Raw genomic sequence first — 13,923 nt, 5'->3', positions numbered from 1 at the left:
AAAGGATCATCCAACTCCTTGGCTCACAGAACGACATGGCTACGATCCGACTTGAGCGTTGTCAGTATCCCGACGCCCCGAGCCCTTGCACCCATGGCGAGACCCTCCGTGGTTTCCGGTCGATGCCGCCGGAGTATACGGGTCCTGATGGCCTCGGGATGCCGCGACCGACTGAACAATGCCCCGTCGGTCGCGGCGATGCGGCATGTCGCTCAGTGCCACCGGAACACGAAGTCGAAGTCCCGGGCGCCGCGCCCGCTCAGCTTGTGCTCCGAGGTGAGCCGGCCGGCCTCGATGTGCCTCGCGACCTCGGATCCGGACAGCTCCAGACCGGTCGCGATGACCGTCGTGAGCCGGAGCGGGACGCGCTGTGCGAACCGGACCGAGACCTCGAGGATGTCGGCCTTCGGCAGTTCGACGGGATCCATCTCCAGCGTCCACGCGCCGGTCCAGTCGAGGGTGATGCCGTTGCGGTGCGCGACCGAAGAGTCTGCCAGCAGCCGCGCGGCGAGCACGGGAGCGTTGTCGTGGAAGCCGCTGAGCATGGCCGGGTCGATCGAGCGGACGTGCACCCGCTCCAGCACCGTCAGCTTGACCGTCTCGCCGCACTGCGCGCACAGCGCCAGCAGCCAGACGTCGAGCATCTTGTGGTTGGCGTTGACCCGGAACTTCCCTTGCGTCCGGAACTCGGTCGAGGGGCAGGTCCGGCATCGGCGCCGGATGGTCGGGAAATCGTGCGGGCGGACGAGCCACTGGGTCGCCGCGCGCACGGTGAAGGTGTTTTCGTGCACCAGGAAAGGCCGATCTGCTGTGAGATCTCATAGCGACATCGGCGCAGCGCGACAAGGCGCGGCGCCGGATCGAACAGCGGATGCCTGATAAGAGGGCAGCCGGACGTCGATGACCTGCCGAGGGCACACCCGCACAGACCCGCGGCGCAAGGCGCTGCAGGGTCAGCCCGTCAAGGGGCGCGGCGTGCGTTCTCGGCGCGATGAACGTCTTAGCTGCTGTACAACGGCCCGTCCTTGACGAAGGGACGAGATCCGCCCGACAGGCGGATCTCGGATGTCGCCGCGACGGTACTACCGACGGCCTGCCGTGGCCAGCGATTATTCGCGTCAGGGATGCAGAACGATCTCGCCCTGGGTATCGACCAGGTCCCACAGGCCGGCGGGCGTCGTCGCGTCGCCGACGGCGGTGGCTGTCTTGAGAGTCACGTTCTTCTCGCCGCCGATGATGATCTCTGTAGTGATCGGCTTCGTCCGAGCGGCGAGATAGCGCTCGGTGGGGTGTGGCAGAGCATTCCGGTCCGTGAAGAGCAGAGGGGCGTTCCAACGGGCGGCGAGAGCGCTGCCTGCCAGAGCGTCCGGCCAGTCGTGAGCGGAGGTGATCACGACTGACGTCGCCTGAGGGAAGAAGGCGGTGGCGACCGCGACAGCTGTGGCCGACACGTGGTGGTCCGGGTCGGTGACGGTGGCGAAGTCGCCGGCCGGTTTCCACGAGCGCTGCGAAGAGGTCAACGCGGTGGATGCTTCCGCGCCGATGGCGTAGAGCTTGGTGGTGCGAGGGTTGAGGGTCGCGAGGTATGCGGCAGTCGCCGGGGGCATCGTGGCGGCATCGGTGAGGACGACGGCGGCTCCGTGGCGGGCCGGTGGCTGCTGATCGCCGGGCTGAGCGTCGGGCTGATCGCCGGGCCCGTCGGGCTGAGCGTCGGCCAGCTCAGCTTTGGTGGTGGCGGCGCCGAGGGCTCCGGCCGCCGCGCTCGCGGCCAGGGCGCTGCGGAAATCGGTGCCCGGCACGACGAGGATGCTCGACGGCGGCCGGCCCGGGGATACCGTCCGGGCGATCTGGACCGCGGTCTCGTAGCGGTCGCGGCCCGCGATGCGGACGGGGACGAAGCCTTCGGCGCGGACGGCGTCCTCGACCTGCGGGGACAGGGCGCGCGGACCGCCGAGGAGGAAGACCGTGGAACCCGGGGCCAGGACCCGGTGGAGTTCGGCGGCGGCCGGCCGCCCCAGGCGGCTGGAGGGCGTGAGGAGCAGCGGTCCGTTGAACTGGGCGGCGAGGGCGGCGCCCCCGAGGGCGTCGGCGTAGGCGTCGTTGCGGGAAAGGACGGCTGATTCCGCTTGGTCGTGGCCGGCGTTCATACATCGTGCGCAGTCGAAGGCACGGCGCGAGACGGCGACCGCGGTCTCGTCGCGATCCCAGCCCGCGAGGCGTTCGACGGTGCCGCGGTCGGCGGTGCCGACGTCGATCCAGTCGCTGTCCACGGACAGGGTCACGCCGCCCCAGGTCTCCTGGTGGTCGCCAGCCGTCTGGTGCGCCCGCTGGTGGTTGCGCCACTGCGTGGGCTCCACGCTCGGATCGTCGACGCTGTCGTTCCCGTTCCAGTCGGCGATGTCCACGACGTCCGGGGAGTCGGGGCCGTAGGCGCGGGACTGATCGCGGATGCCGGAATCAGCGCTCGAGTACCAGCCGGAACGGTAGCCGAGGCGGTGCAGCTCGGCGGTCCAGCCGCGGGAGTAGGCCAGGACCCGGGCGCGGTAGGTGCCCGGATAGCCTTCCATGTCGTTGTACAGCACGGCGCCCGGCGCGAATCCGAGGTCTGATGCGATGCGGACCGCGTCGTCGGCTTCGGCGACGGCGCGGGCGTAGGCGGTGTCGGTGGTGAGGGCGTCGAAGTCGCTGAGGTGCGGAACTGCGTCGGGGGCCAGATCTGGCTTGGATTTCCGCTGGAGCTCGACGCCGGGCTTGCCGCCGGGCTCGCCGCCGGGCTTGGGCGGTTTGGGGCCGGGCGGGTTCTTGGCGCTCGGTTTCGCCGCCGCGGCGGGATACCAAGCCTGGCTGCCGACGTAGATCGGCAGGAACCGCCAGCCCTTGGCGGCCTGACGACGGACCCAGGCCGGCGTGAGGTTGGCGGAGTTCGCAGCGCGGCACCCGGTCGCGTAGCGCGGACCGCCGAGGTAGACGCCGATCGCGCGATATGGCGACTGCAACCAGGCATCCATCTCGGCGTCGCCCGGCGCCCAACACGGATCGAACCCGGGCCCCGCGTAAGCCGTCGACACGTTCACCGGCTCGGGCCGCACCACACCGGAGGCCTGCACCGCGGTACCGGCCAAGAGCGCGGCCGCCGAACAACACACCAACCACCGCAAGGCCCGCGAGCCAGCCACGCTTGCCATACCACCGTCCGTGTCCTCATCCCGATCAGGCCAGTCGGCACAGTAGCCAACAAGGTGCGGTTTCGGACCGTTTGATGGTCTTTCGGAGTGACGGGCGCCGGAACTAGCAAAATGGCGTGGCGGCGGTTGGCGACCCGGCCTACGTCGCCCGGCCGGCGTACCAGTGTTCGAGGTCGGTCGGCTGGACGTTCAGTGCGGCGGCCAACCGTTCCCGGGGCACCGGCTCCGGCGCGGACACCGCCATGTTCAGCACCGCCTGCAGCGTGGCGTTGACCACGCTCCGGGCCTTCACCAGCGACTCCAGCGCGGTCTCGTAGCCGCCCTGGTCCACGGTCCGCAGGATCATCGGGAGCCCGACGTTGACCAGACCGGTGATCCGGCCGCGCAGGTCGGGGTCGAGTTCGCCGGGCAGCGACACACGCCCGTCGGCCTGCACCTCGGCCAGTGCCGCTCCGTCCTTGTCACGGATCACGGCCCGCACTTTGCGGTAGGCGTCGTGGCGCAGCGCCGAGGAGGCCTCCTCGCCGAAGGGCGCGGCGGCGGTGTGCTCGGCGAAGTCCTGCAGGCGCGAGACCAGGGCCAGCGCGTAGTCCTTCAAGGCTTCGCGATCGTTGAGGGGTTTCGGGGTCACGGCGTCCACCGCGGCGGTGGACCACAGGGTCGCCCCGGCGGCGGCTTGCCGCGTGTCCGGGTGCGCGATGCGAAGGTCGTACTCAACCCGCTCCGGGTGGAACCGTCGAGCCATGCTTCCAGCGTCGCCGAAAGGGGTGAAGCCCGGGTGAGCGCGCGGCGAAGGCCGCATGAGCTGGAGGGTGGAAAACAGCTCCTGAGCTGGGGTTCTCGACCTCGGCGGTACCGGTGCGTCAAGGCCCTGCGGACAAACCCGGTCGGCTCCGCGCCGGGCCGTCCGGAACCGTCCAGGGGTTGGGGCGGCCGGGCGCGGGAGCCGGACGGCCGTGGGCGGCGAGCGCGATTTGAGGCGGTTGAGCTGAGCGGCGGCTGTGAGGTCGGCCACGATCGGCCGCGACCGGTCACAAACGGCCGATCGGAACCGTCTCCTGGGCGTGAGCACGATGCAACGACTCCGGCAGCGGGTGTTCCCCGACCACTGGACCGTATGGCTGGGCCAGATCGTCGTCTACGCCTTCGTCCTTACCATGCTCAGCGGGTTCTACCTGGTGTGGTACTACGAGCCCTCGATGGAGCGCACAACCTATCAGGGCCCCTACATCGCCCTGGCCGGCACGGACATGTCCCGCGCCTACGCCTCGATGCTGAACTTGTCCTTTTCCGTGCGGGCGGGCCTGCTGGTCCGCCAGATCCATCACTGGGCTTCGCTGGTGATGATCGCGGCACTGCTCCTGCACATGCTGCGGATCTTCTTCACCGGCGCGTTCCGGGCCCCGCGGACGACCAACTGGCTGATCCTGTCCGGGATCCTGGCCGCGGCCATGGCGGCCGGGTTCACCGGAGCGGTGTTGCCGGACGACCTGCTGTCCGGCACCAGCCTGGCCATCATGGACGGCACGCTGAAAGCGATCCCGTTCGTCGGCCCGAACCTGTCGTCGCTGGTGTTCGACGGCGGCTATCCGGGCGACCCGCTGCGGCTGTTCTACCCGCTGCACGTCATCCTGCTGCCGCTGGCGCTGGCCGGTCTGCTCGCCCTGCACGGGTTCTTCGCGCTGCGCAACCGGCCCGCGCAGTTCGCCGGACCCGGACGGAGCGAGGACAACGTGGTCGGACTGCCGTTCAAGGTCATCGCGGTCAAGAGCGTGGGCCTGTGCTTCCTGGTCGCCGGCCTGGTCACGGTGGTCGCCGGGACGGTGCAGATCAATCCGGTGTGGAAGTACGGGCCCTTCAACCCGGGTGACGCGAGCGCCGGTGCCGCACCCTTGTGGTACCTGGGGTTCCTCGACGGCGGGCTGCGGCTGATTCCGCCGGGATGGGAGTTCGTGTGGCTGGGCCGCACGTGGACGCTGGCGGTGTTGGTCCCGGTCGGGATCGTCACTCTGTTCCTGACGGTGTTCGCGCTCTATCCGTTCCTGGAACGCTGGCTCACCGGCGATCGTCGCGACCACCACATCCTGGAGCGGCCGCGGAACAATCCGGCGCGCACCGCGATCGGGGTGGCCGGTATGACGTTCTACGGCGTGCTGTGGGCGGCGGCTTCGGCGGACACCATGGCGACGCACTTCCATTTGTCGGTGGAGTCCGTGCTGCACGTCTTCCAGGTCCTGGCTGTGCTCGGGCCGGTCGCGGCGTTCGACGTCACGCGACGGATCTGCCTGGGGTTGCAGCGCCGGGACCGGGAGATCGTGTTGCACGGCGTGGAGTCCGGGGTGATCGTGGCGACGGAGGACGGCGGCTTCGCCGAGGTTCACCGAACCGGGGATCCGGGACGGCAGTGGGTGCGGGCGAACTACGAGGAGCACGCGCCGCTGGAGTCTGCGCGCGGCCCGAAGGCGGCGTTGTCCCGGGCGTTGTACGGGAATCACGTGGATCCGCTCGTGCCGATCGGTGGACCGGCCGAGGACGGACCGGCCGAGGACGGTCAACGAGTCAGCGTCAGCGGCGGGGAGCCGAGCAGTCCCTCGGTGTGATCCGCGACCGGGCCGTCGGCGTCGAAGACCATCGGGATCGGCATCAAAGCAATGAGTTGATACTCGGCCGGGTGCGAATAGATGGCGGCCCAGTCGACGCCGGAGCAGGCGGTCCAGCGCGAGGGGGCGATCTGCTCGGTGTGGGGGCGGCCGGCGTCGACCGGCCAGGAGCGGGCTTCGGCGGAGTCGCCGTAGTGCCGGCCGGGCTGAGGGGTGAAGTCGTCCGGCCAGGCGGCACCGCCGATCCGGTCGACGACCGTTCCCTCGTGGAGGACCACGACCTGGATGTCGAGGTGGCGCGGGGAGCCGGAGACGGTGAGGGCGCGGTCCGCCGTGACCGCGACGTCGACGGTCGGCGCCGTGGCCGGGGCTTGCGGGTGCTCGGCGGTCACGACCACGTGGACGCCGCCCGGGGCCTGGGCCGCGTACTGGGCGGTGAGCCGCTGTCCGCACACGACGCCGGGGCGGTCCGGCTGCAGTTGCGTCGACGGGCTCTGGGAAGCCGGCGCGGAACCGGAAGCGGTGCGACCGCTCGGCACGGTACGCGGGCTCGTGGGGATGCCCGGACTGGGCGTTGTCACCGCCGCCTTCGAGTGCCCGGCCGGCACCGCGACCGCGGCGGCCACCGCGGCCACCATCGCGACCGCCGTCGTCGTGCCCCCGACTTGCAGCGCCGCCCGACGCCGCCGCCGGCCGCGGACGAACTCGGTCGCGGCCTCGACGTCGGGGCCGCGGCCGAGGGTCCGGCTCTGCTCGGCCGCCTCGTCCACCAGCGCACGGAGGATGTCAGGGGCGTGCTCGTCCCAGTCGTCGTCCACCGTTCTCACCACCCTCCCCGGACGTTCTCAGAAGCACCGCCAGCCGCCGGGCGGCGTCCGCCAAGTGCCGTTTGACTGTTCCCTCGGCCAAGCCGAGGCGGGCGGCGATCTCCGGCACGGTCAGGTCGTCGTAGTACCGCAGCACCGCGCACACCCGCTGTTGCGGCGACAGCGTCGCCAACGACGCGCGGGTGTCCAGCCGGTCGGCGGTGGTCTCGGCCATCCGGCCGCCGTCGTGCACCGGAACGGCGAACCGGTGCCGGACCCGCAGCCAGCGCTGACGACGGCGCCCGGCGTCGATCACCAGGTTCGCCATGGTCTTGCACAGATACGCCTCCAGCGACTCCGGGGCCGCCTTGTATCCGCGTCCTGCGAAGATCCGGGCCAGCGCCTCCTGGAGCAGGTCGTCGGCCTCGTCCTCGCTCCCGCTCAGCAGCACGGCGTAGCGCCGCAGCGCGAGTCCCCGCACCTGGAGCAGGTCGACCAGCGCGTCCGCCCAGTCAGTCACAGGCCTCCGTCCTTCTCACACCTCCCAAGACGAACCGGGCCCCCGAATCGTTGGGGGCCCGGCCGAAGTCGCTGACGGTCAGACCAGATGGACGTGGAAGGTGTTGTAGATGTCGAGGGCCTCGGTCCAGAAGATCTCGTCCGAGTGGCCGTCGACCGACGCGCTCACGATGCCCCGGACCTCGCGGACGGTGGCACCGCTATAGGGGATGGCGAACACCAGGCCGCCGCTGTCGCCGGGGCGGACCGCGGTGCTGTTGGCCCGGCGGCCGATGACGCCGCGCACCGCGAAGGTGTTGCCGTAGCGCTCGCCGCGGACCATGAAGTTCTGGACGTCCTGGTTGACGACCTGGATGCCGCAGATGACGCCGGAGGTGTAGCCGTCCTGGCAGACCGAGTCGCCGTTGTAGGAGTACTTGGTGCCGGACAACGGCCGCGGGTCGTAGGCGGACGGCGAACCGTCGAACTCGTAGGCGCCGGAGGCGGAGACCGGGTACTTCGCCGCGTCCCAGTTCTCGTGGTACTCGGAGACGGTGCCCTCCTTGGCGCCGCCGCCGTTGTAGATCACGGCGCCGGTGTGGGCGCAGTGCGAAGCGGTGATGATGGCGTATCCGCCACCGCTGTTGTTGGCGACGGGGATTCCGGTGGTGCAGTCCCAGCCGCCGGAGGTGATGAGGCCGCCGGCGTAGTAGGGCGAGGTGTCGGCGTAGCGGGTCTGGCCCGTCATGCCAGAGCCCTGGGATACGACGACCGGAACACCCGCGATGCTGGCCGGGTCGCTGCCGGCCGCGCCCGCAGCGAGCGCAGTGGTCTGCTTCGCGGCGGCCGGGTCGTCGACTCCGACTTCGAGGCCGGAGCCGTCGACCGCGACCGCGACGCTGACCAGTTGGTAGGGCAGGTGCCCGGCCTGCGCGGCGAGCCGGTCGCGGGCGGCGTGCAACTGGGCCTTGGAGTAGGCCGCGGGCTTGATCCGGATGAGGGTGGTGTCGATCTCCGGGTGGTCCTGCTTGGCCTGGGCGACGAGCGCGGCACCGCCGGCCGGCGAAGTGGCGTAGAGGGTGACGGTGTCCGCGACGGGGTCCATCACCACGTCGCCGTAGGCGGCTGCGAGAGAGCCGCGGCCGAGGTCGTCGAGCGCGCCGGCGACGGCGCGCAAGGGCTGGAGGACGGAGGCCTGCTGGTCGAACGGCTGGGCCGCGAACTGGTCGAAGGTGGCGGGTTTGGGGGAACTCCACGAGGTGTCCCCGCTGGCCGCGGCCGCCGGAATCAGGCCCAACGCCGCCGACAACGCGACCGTCCCGATAGCCATGGCTCGATATCGCATGTGCCCTCCCCTGGATACAAGCTGCCCGTCGGAGCCTTTTTACACGAGGCCGATGGGAAACATAAGAGGTCTGACAAGGCCGGGGCGCGAAGAGGGTTCCGGAACCTTGCAGCAAATACCTGCCGGACATGGGTGTGGTGACCGCCGGCGAGGCCATGGAGAAGTAAGCGGGTCGGCTAGGAGACGAAGCGCGCCAACTCCGACCGCGAACTCACGCCGAGCTTCGGGAAGGCGTTGTAGAGGTGATAACCGACGGTCCTCGGGCTCAGGAACAGCTGCGAGGCGATCTCCGCGTTGGAAGCACCGCCGGCCGCGAGCCGGACCACCTGCGACTCCTGCGCGGTCAGCTTGTCGAGTTCGTCGATCGGCCGATCGGCGGTCACCGCCCGGCGGACCGCGCCGATGGCGGTGAGCTCGGCGGTCGCGCGCTCCAGCCAGGGGACGGCGCCGAGCCGCTGGAAGATCTCGGCGGCGGCGCGCAAGCGGTCGGCGGCCTCGCCGCGGCGGCGGATCCGGCGCAGCCATTCGCCGTACAGCAGCAGCGTGCGGGCGTGCTCGAACGGCCGGGTGGCCTGTTCGTGATGACCGAGCGCGGCCTGGAACCGCGCCTCCGCCACCTGATCGGTGTTCCGGTCGGGATCCAGGGCGGGATCGAGGATCGCGTGGCAGCGTTCGACGACGCCCAGAGCCCAGGCCCGGCCCGTGCCGCGGGCCCAGTCCTCGAAACGGGGCAGGACGGCGGCCGCACGATCCGGCTCGCCGAGGCGGACACGGGCCTCGACCAGGCTCGGCACCGCGAAGCGCACGATCACGGTGTGCCCGGCCGGTCCGGCCAGCAGGGCGGTCAGCCGGTCGGCGGCGGCCCGGTGGTCGCCCCGGCCGAGGGCCAGCAGGCCGAGCGCGTAGCCGCCCCAGGAAGCGCCTGGAGCCAGGACTCCGTCGATGCCGCTGCGTGCCAGCTCCTCACAGCGTTCTGCGTCGCCCTGGACCGCCACCGTCAGCGACAGGACGCCCTGGACGTGACGCGCCCGGCGGGTGTGGCCGATCGCGTCGGCGATGTGCAGGGCCTCGGCCGCCGCAGCCTCGGCCTCCGGGAACCCGCCGAGGAAGAAGTGCGCCTGGGTCTTCAGCTGAAGGGCGTGGGTCAGCTCGCTGATACGACCCTGACGGCGGCAGACGGCGGCGAGGTCCTCGCTCGCGGCGAGCGCCTCGGGATCGCTTCCCGTCCGCAGCGCGGCGAACACCGCGTAGGTCGCCGCCATGGTGTCGGCCGACGTGGCGGAGCCGAGGTCGGCCATCGCGGCCTGGAACAGGCCGGGATCGGCGGTGCCGCCGTCGGCCAGGAGCTGCTCGGTGGCGCGGATGACCGAGGAGATCCGGCCGAGCGGGGCGGTGCTGTGCTGTTCGGCGACCTCGGCGAGGCGGCCGCAACGGCGCAGGACGTCGCCGTCGCCCGCGAACCAGGCGTACCCGGCCGCCGCGCCGAGCAGGGCGAGGGCCCGGTCCGGGGCGGCGGGCACGATCGGGGCGACGGCGTCGACCAGCAGGCGGCCGGCGAGGGCGGGGTCGCCGTGCTCGAACTCGACGGCCGCCCGCACGGCGGCGAGGCGGGCGGCGGTGCCCGGGTCGGTGGTGATGGCAGCAATAGTGCCCGGGTCGGCAGTGGCGGTGGCGGTGGCGGCCGGGCCCGGGTCGGGCGTCGCGGTGCCCGGGTCGTCGGTGGCGGTGGCAGTGGCGGTGGCGGCCGGGCCCGGGTCGGCCGTCGCGGTGCCCGGGTCGGCCGCGGCGGTAACAGGGTCGCCGAGAAGTCGCAGGGCCCGGTCGACGAGTTCCCCTGAGCGGGCGAGCTGGCCGGCGGCGGAGGCGGCTTCGGCGGCGAGGGTGAGCCGGCGGGCCCGGACCGCGCGTTCCTGGCTGAGCTGGCCGGCTCGTTCGAAGACCGGGGCGGCGACTTCGGGGGCTCCGCGGCGCAGGGCGCGGGCGGCGGCCTGCTCCACGAGGTCGCCGAGGTCCTCGTCGACACCGGTGGTGGCGGCGGCGAGCTGGTGGGCGCGGCGGTCCGCGGCGGCGTCGCGTTCTTCGACGGCGCCGTGTTCCAAAGCGGCGGCCAGTGCGCGGTGCGCGGCCTGGCGGGCGCTGAGGGTGGCACCGCGGTAGGCGGCGGCCTTGACCAGGGGGTGGCGGAAGCTGACCGCGCCGGCGGCGACCCGGACCAGGCCGGCGTCCTCGGCCGGGGCGAGGTCGGGGAGGCCGGCGTCGAGGTGGGCGGCGGCGCGGGCGACGAGGTCGACGTCGCCGGTGCCTTCGGCGGCGGCGAGCGTCAGCAGGGTGCGGGTACGTTCGGGCAGTATCTCGATGCGTTCGCGATAGGCGCTTTCGATGCGTCCGACGGCCGACGAGGCTTCGGTGTAGAGGGTGAGCGGTGCGACCTTGCCGGCCAGCTGCTCGGGTCCGAGCATCGCGGACAGCTCGATGAGCGCCAGCGGGTTGCCTTCGGCTTCGGCGATGATTCGGTCCCGCACGGCCGGGGCGATCTCGCCGCGGTGCTCGGCCAGCACGGCCGCCGCCTGGTCGGCGTCGAGAGCTTCCAGGACCAGCTCCGGCAGTCCGGTGAGCGGGCTGACCGGGCTGACCGGGCTGTGTTCGAAGCGGCGTCTCTCGTCGCCGGTGCGCACGCCGAGCACCACGGCGATGCGTTCGGCCTGCAGGCGCCGCAGCGCGAACAGCAGGGCGGAGGCGGAGGCCTGGTCGAGCCACTGCGCGTCGTCGACGAGGCAGAGCAGCGGTTCTTCCTCGCTGAGGTCCGCCAGCAGGGTCAGCAGGGCCAGGCCGACGAGGAACCGGTCGTGGCCGTCGGAGGAGCCGTGGCCGAGAGCCGTGCGCAGAGCGTCGGCCTGAGGAGCGGGCAGGTCGGCGATCCGTTTGCGCACCGGGTGCAGCAGTGCGTGCAGGGCGGCGAACGGCAGGTCGGTCTCGGCCTCGGTGCCGGCGATGCGCAGCATCGGGCGCGGGGCGTGGAGACGGGCGGCGTGGTCGAGCAGCGCGGTCTTGCCGATGCCGGCCTCGCCGCTGATGACGAGCGCCTGGCCCCGCCCGGCCGCGGCGGCGTCCAGGAGCGCCGCCAGCCGGACCAGCTCATGACCGCGTCCGCTGAGCATGTCCTCGAACATACCGAGGCCGGTTTGCCGGTGCGGAACCGGCCCTGGGCCGGCAGGGTCCCCCGTCGATCCAGGTATGCGTGACTGATCCGGCGGGACCGCGGCCGTCCGTAGCGTCGCCCCCATGATTGTTGAACCGATTGGCACCGTGGTCGGCGGCCGGAGCGAGCCGTACGACGACGACTGGACCGTGGAGCGGGCCACCATCCGGCTCGACGCGGACCGGTTCGGCGCCGAGGCGTTGGCCGGGCTGGCCGAGTTCTCGCATCTCGAGGTGGTCTTCGCCTTCCACCTCGTGGACGAGGCGAAGGTGCAGACCGGTGCCCGGCACCCGCGCGGCAACCCGGACTGGCCGCTGGTCGGGATCTTCGCGCAGCGCGGCAAGAACCGCCCGAACCGGCTCGGCGTCTCGCGCTGCCGGCTGCTGGCCGTGGACGGCCTGGACGTGCGGGTGAGCGGGCTGGACGCGATCGACGGCACGCCGGTGCTGGACGTCAAGCCGTACATGGCCGAGTTCGGGCCGCTCGGCGAGGTCCGGCAGCCCGCGTGGGCGACCGAGCTGATGCGCGACTACTACTGACCGTCCTCGCGATCCGAAAGGAAACGTCCGAATGAACCGTCTGAACGTCCCCGGATACTCGCTCGCCGAGCGCGACCGCCGCTGGGCCCTGGCCCGCGACCTGATGGAGGCCGAGGAGGTCGAGGCGCTGATCGTCTACGGCGAGCACGAGTGCGCGGATCTCGCGCCGTTCGCCCCGGACACGTACTTCAGCAACGACCGGCCCGGCTCGTTCCTCGTGTTCTGCCGCGATGCCGACCCCGTGCAACTGGTGTGGTCGAACATGACCATCCAGGACGACATCGAGGCCCGGCGGCGGGGCGACGCGCTGTGGATCGAACCGCGCGACATCCGCGCCGGCTCGGTGATCCAGGCCGGCAAGAACGCTGCGGGCATCATCGAGGTGCTGCGGGAGAACGGCCTGGAGAAGGCGGCTGTGGGTGTGCTGGGGCTGGACATCTACCCGCCGTTCCACCTGAATCCGCCGATGCCGTACCTGCTGTGGAACCAGGTCCGCACCGAGCTGCCGGACGCGACCTTCAAACCGGTCGGGCAGAGCTTCCTGTTCGCCACCATCTGCCTGTCCGACGAGGAGCTGGCGGTGCTGCGGTACTCGGCGGCCGCCGGCGACGCGATGGCCGAGGCGATGCTGAAGCGGGCGGCGCCGGGTGTCAGCGAGGCCGACCTGTACGCCGACGGCATGGCGGCGGCGTTCCGGCTCGGCTGCGCCGCGCCGGACATGCTGTTGTGGTCCGGCCCCGGGTTCGTCGCGTGGGGCCCGCCGGCGTGGTCGTACCGGCCGCAGGCGCCGCGGGTGCTGGAGGACGGGGACGTGGTGCTGGCCGAGGTGTTCTGCCGGTTCGGCATGAAGGAGACGCAGCACCAGGTCGCCATCGCGGTCGGCGAGGTGCACCCGGACGTCGAGGCCGCGGCGGCGATCGCGCGCGCCGCGTACGAGGCGGGGCTGGCGGTCGCCGAGGTGGGCAACTCCTTCGGCGACATCGCCGACGCGATGCTCGGGGTGTTGAAGGAGGCTGACGCCTGGAACATCCATCCGATGGTGCACACGCTGAACCCTTACGGCCCGGTCTGCGGGTTCGGCTCGGGGCTGCGGCGGGTGCCGGAGGCGAAGGAGTACGGGCGGCTCTTCGAGCTGCCGACCATCGGCGGGGAGCTGCCGCTGGCGCCGGGGATGTCGTTCTCGTTCGAGCCGAACGCGGTGGTCGGCGGCCGGGCCGTGAACCTCGGGGGCACCGTCGTGATCGGCGAGGACGGGCCGATCGAACTCAATCCGTCGACCGCGCGGCTGCTGCGGGTCTGAGGCGAGGAGGAGCCGGACATGATCGAGATCGGACACCGGGTGGCGTATCCGCAGGCGCGGGAAGCCGTGTTCTCGGCCGTCACGGACTTCGGCGGGCTGCCGGCGTGGCAGGCCGACGTGGTGGAGGCCGGACTGGCGTCGCCGGCGCTGGAGCGGGGCGCGGTGGTGCACCAGGTCCGCAAGGTCCTGGGCAAGCGGACGGAGACGGATCTGGTCGTCTCCGAGTTCGTGCCGGGTGAGGCGCTGGTGCTGGAGACCGGGGACGGGAGCAAACCGTCGGTCCGGCAGTCGTACCGGGTCGTCGCCGACGGGGCGGGCTGCGTGCTGGAGTTCCAGTTGCGGTTGGACGGCGTCCCGAAGATGGCCGAGCACCTGGCGAAGGCGCAGCTCGGGAAGAACGTGCCGAAGATGTTCGCGGCGCTCGGGACGGTGCTGGCCGGGTAGCGGGGCA

At 71.7% G+C, this 13,923-nt stretch carries 11 protein-coding genes; 4 read left to right on the top strand and 7 right to left on the bottom strand.

Going from position 1 to position 13,923, the window contains the following annotated elements:
• Window positions 1–212: 212 nt before the first annotated feature.
• The 3 genes from ABD466_RS21735 to ABD466_RS21725 all read right to left on the bottom strand — a co-directional run bounded on the left by ABD466_RS21735 (window position 213) and on the right by ABD466_RS21725 (window position 3,930).
• On the bottom strand, window positions 213–791 hold the full coding sequence (locus tag ABD466_RS21735; RefSeq protein ID WP_344658957.1) for a DUF1062 domain-containing protein: 579 nt from the start codon (window positions 789–791) through the stop codon (window positions 213–215).
• 327 nt (window positions 792–1,118) lie between these two features.
• Entirely contained in the window at window positions 1,119–3,185 is a 2,067-nt protein-coding gene (locus ABD466_RS21730) for a glycoside hydrolase domain-containing protein (RefSeq protein ID WP_344658956.1), read from the bottom strand.
• 139 nt (window positions 3,186–3,324) lie between these two features.
• On the bottom strand, window positions 3,325–3,930 hold the full coding sequence (locus ABD466_RS21725; protein WP_344658955.1) for a hypothetical protein: 606 nt from the start codon (window positions 3,928–3,930) through the stop codon (window positions 3,325–3,327).
• A gap of 319 nt (window positions 3,931–4,249) precedes the next feature.
• Here ABD466_RS21725 and qcrB point away from each other — a divergent pair, with 319 nt between their 5' ends.
• Window positions 4,250–5,785, top strand: a complete 1,536-nt coding sequence (gene qcrB, locus ABD466_RS21720) for a cytochrome bc1 complex cytochrome b subunit (RefSeq protein ID WP_486334156.1) — start codon at window positions 4,250–4,252, stop codon at window positions 5,783–5,785.
• On the opposite strand, the gene ABD466_RS21715 is transcribed toward qcrB, so the two are convergent.
• The 4 genes from ABD466_RS21715 to ABD466_RS21700 all read right to left on the bottom strand — a co-directional run bounded on the left by ABD466_RS21715 (window position 5,737) and on the right by ABD466_RS21700 (window position 11,592).
• The gene (locus tag ABD466_RS21715; protein WP_344658954.1) at window positions 5,737–6,612 is read right to left on the bottom strand and encodes a hypothetical protein; all 876 of its coding nucleotides are present in this window, start codon (window positions 6,610–6,612) and stop codon (window positions 5,737–5,739) included. The two genes, qcrB and ABD466_RS21715, sit on opposite strands and share 49 nt — an antisense overlap.
• Window positions 6,572–7,111: an RNA polymerase sigma factor gene (locus ABD466_RS21710; protein WP_344658953.1), complete on the bottom strand. Its 540-nt coding sequence runs from the start codon at window positions 7,109–7,111 to the stop codon at window positions 6,572–6,574. The genes ABD466_RS21715 and ABD466_RS21710 overlap by 41 nt, the downstream gene beginning before the upstream one ends.
• Window positions 7,112–7,189: 78 nt before the next feature.
• Window positions 7,190–8,419, bottom strand: a complete 1,230-nt coding sequence (locus ABD466_RS21705; protein ID WP_344658952.1) for a chymotrypsin family serine protease — start codon at window positions 8,417–8,419, stop codon at window positions 7,190–7,192.
• Window positions 8,420–8,610: 191 nt separating this feature from the next.
• On the bottom strand, window positions 8,611–11,592 hold the full coding sequence (locus ABD466_RS21700; protein WP_344658951.1) for a helix-turn-helix transcriptional regulator: 2,982 nt from the start codon (window positions 11,590–11,592) through the stop codon (window positions 8,611–8,613).
• 124 nt (window positions 11,593–11,716) lie between these two features.
• Here ABD466_RS21700 and ABD466_RS21695 point away from each other — a divergent pair, with 124 nt between their 5' ends.
• Genes ABD466_RS21695 through ABD466_RS21685 form a run of 3 tightly spaced genes read left to right on the top strand, consistent with a single transcriptional unit; the run spans window position 11,717 to window position 13,916 of the window.
• Window positions 11,717–12,172, top strand: a complete 456-nt coding sequence (locus tag ABD466_RS21695; protein WP_344658950.1) for an SAM-dependent methyltransferase — start codon at window positions 11,717–11,719, stop codon at window positions 12,170–12,172.
• Window positions 12,173–12,203: 31 nt separating this feature from the next.
• Entirely contained in the window at window positions 12,204–13,472 is a 1,269-nt protein-coding gene (locus ABD466_RS21690) for a M24 family metallopeptidase (RefSeq protein ID WP_344658949.1), read from the top strand.
• A gap of 18 nt (window positions 13,473–13,490) precedes the next feature.
• Window positions 13,491–13,916, top strand: a complete 426-nt coding sequence (locus tag ABD466_RS21685) for an SRPBCC family protein (protein WP_344658948.1) — start codon at window positions 13,491–13,493, stop codon at window positions 13,914–13,916.
• Window positions 13,917–13,923 lie beyond the last annotated feature (7 nt).

The organism is Catenulispora subtropica (assembly GCF_039531675.1).
Classification (GTDB): Bacteria; Actinomycetota; Actinomycetes; order Streptomycetales; family Catenulisporaceae; genus Catenulispora; species Catenulispora subtropica.
This window is presented reverse-complemented; position numbering and strand designations above follow the sequence as displayed.

Excerpts from the sequence above, each read along its gene's own strand:
- ABD466_RS21705 (WP_344658952.1), bottom strand. The coding sequence starts at position 8,419 with ATGGCTATCGGGACGGTCGCGTTGTCGGCGGCGTTGGGCCTGATTCCG.
- ABD466_RS21700 (WP_344658951.1), bottom strand. The coding sequence starts at position 11,592 with ATGCTCAGCGGACGCGGTCATGAGCTGGTCCGGCTGGCGGCGCTCCTG.
- ABD466_RS21730 (WP_344658956.1), bottom strand. The coding sequence starts at position 3,185 with ATGGCAAGCGTGGCTGGCTCGCGGGCCTTGCGGTGGTTGGTGTGTTGT.
- ABD466_RS21690 (WP_344658949.1), top strand. The coding sequence starts at position 12,204 with ATGAACCGTCTGAACGTCCCCGGATACTCGCTCGCCGAGCGCGACCGC.
- ABD466_RS21685 (WP_344658948.1), top strand. The coding sequence starts at position 13,491 with ATGATCGAGATCGGACACCGGGTGGCGTATCCGCAGGCGCGGGAAGCC.
- ABD466_RS21695 (WP_344658950.1), top strand. The coding sequence starts at position 11,717 with ATGATTGTTGAACCGATTGGCACCGTGGTCGGCGGCCGGAGCGAGCCG.
- ABD466_RS21725 (WP_344658955.1), bottom strand. The coding sequence starts at position 3,930 with ATGGCTCGACGGTTCCACCCGGAGCGGGTTGAGTACGACCTTCGCATC.